The sequence below is a fragment of the Bacillus cereus group sp. BfR-BA-01441 genome (assembly GCF_022663075.1).
Classification (GTDB): domain Bacteria; phylum Bacillota; class Bacilli; order Bacillales; family Bacillaceae_G; genus Bacillus_A; species Bacillus_A cereus.
In genome coordinates this window covers 1-1484 of sequence record NZ_JAKUEU010000202.1, presented here as the reverse complement: position 1 = coordinate 1484, position 1484 = coordinate 1, and the positions used below count along the sequence as shown (strand labels likewise).

The window sequence follows — 1484 nt, the reverse complement described above, 5'->3', positions numbered from 1 at the left end:
AAAAAACATACATAAATTTCTATGGGAACTAAAAACATTACCATTTATTTTAACCATAACAATATTAAGTTTTCTAATCACTATACCATTTACTTTACTACTCCCCCCATTACAAAATCATCCATCTAGTGAGGATTCTATCTTTATACAAATATTATCAGTATTAATTATAGCTCCACTAATAGAAACTTTAATTTTTCAAAAGTTTTCATTTTGGATTTTACAAAGTATTCCATGGATCCGCAAATACGATATATTAATTATTACAATTCCAGCAATCATATTTGGACTAAACCACCAATTTGGAATTACTTATATAATATGTACTACAATCGTTGGTATGCTTTACAATTATGCATATTGGATATACCAAAAGAAACATAAAGAAAATTATGTTGTAATGTCTGCTTTTTGGACCGTTTTTTGGATACATGAACTACATAATATATTTGCATTATTAATACAGGATTTATTATTATAATCAACAATAATTTTAAATATTTTACTTTAAAGGAGAGAAATAAAATGCATGAACTAATTACAAAAATACAAAAAAGTTATGATCCAAACCCAAGTCAAGATGCTCAAGTTTTTATTCTTTTTAGTATGCTATTAGCAATAATTGCATTTTTAAAAATCAAAATCACTAAAAAATAACATAACGATAGCAAGGGAATGCTTGTAGACTGATCTATACTGCATTCCCTTATTGTATGTATGCTATATTCTTATTCGCCTTTTTCTAACAATAGAACCACGAATCTTGCCAAAAACATTGACTATGACCCTGTCCTAAGACATCTCCCTCTAATCTAAATAAAAAGATTACAAGAGCATATTTTTTTACTGTCACCAAAATATACTCAAAATTTAAAGATTATAAAATTGCAATATAAATCTATTATATTGTATAATTTATTTAGAATAATTAATAAATATAATCAGAAAGGAAGTTTAAGAATGAAAAATAACAAATTTGAAACTTTATCTAAAAAAGAATTATTAAACACTAATGGCGGAGGAAAAGTAATTGGAACTGATGCAGGACATTATCCACGAGAATGGGGTAAAAAATTAGGCCAATGGATAGGTTCAAAAATTAAATAATTACTTTTATTCAATAAAAAAACATATACATACAATAAGGGAATGCATATAAATTAATCTATACTGCATTCCCTTATTGTATGTATGCTATATTTCTATTCTTCTTGTCCCCACATTAGAACCTTACATAAAATACCGGCCAAATTTACTTTTTAAACAAACCGAAAAAACCTTTCCGTTTTTGTTTCTGATTTTGAGCCTGCATATCTCTAATGTTTTCAAGCAATAGCTGATCTCGCTTCTCTAGCTTCTTCTCTATAAAAACTTCTAATTCACTATTTTTACCTTCTACTTCAGTTAATTTTTTCTCCGTATTCGCTAAATGCTCTTTTGTCGTAACCAATTCATTCGTAATTTCTTGCAATTTTTGAACGAGT

At 27.0% G+C, this 1484-nt stretch carries 3 protein-coding genes and 1 pseudogene; 3 read left to right on the top strand and 1 reads right to left on the bottom strand.

All coding sequences use genetic code 11. The annotated features are described in order from the left end of the window. From MR107_RS29940 to MR107_RS29935, 3 genes are all read left to right on the top strand, one after another. A partial coding sequence (locus MR107_RS29940; protein ID WP_242293147.1) for a CPBP family glutamic-type intramembrane protease occupies positions 1–481 on the top strand: 481 nt, incomplete at its 5' end. Between the two features lie 44 nt (positions 482–525). Then, the gene (locus MR107_RS31455) at positions 526–657 is read left to right on the top strand and encodes a hypothetical protein (protein WP_255259189.1); all 132 of its coding nucleotides are present in this window, start codon (positions 526–528) and stop codon (positions 655–657) included. Between the two features lie 303 nt (positions 658–960). Beyond that, positions 961–1107, top strand: coding sequence for a hypothetical protein (locus tag MR107_RS29935; protein ID WP_170265049.1), 147 nt, complete (start codon positions 961–963; stop codon positions 1105–1107). Positions 1108–1252: 145 nt separating this feature from the next. Here the strand turns inward: MR107_RS29935 and MR107_RS29930 are convergent. Further along, positions 1253–1484: pseudogene (locus tag MR107_RS29930) on the bottom strand (MerR family transcriptional regulator); the annotation flags it as partial.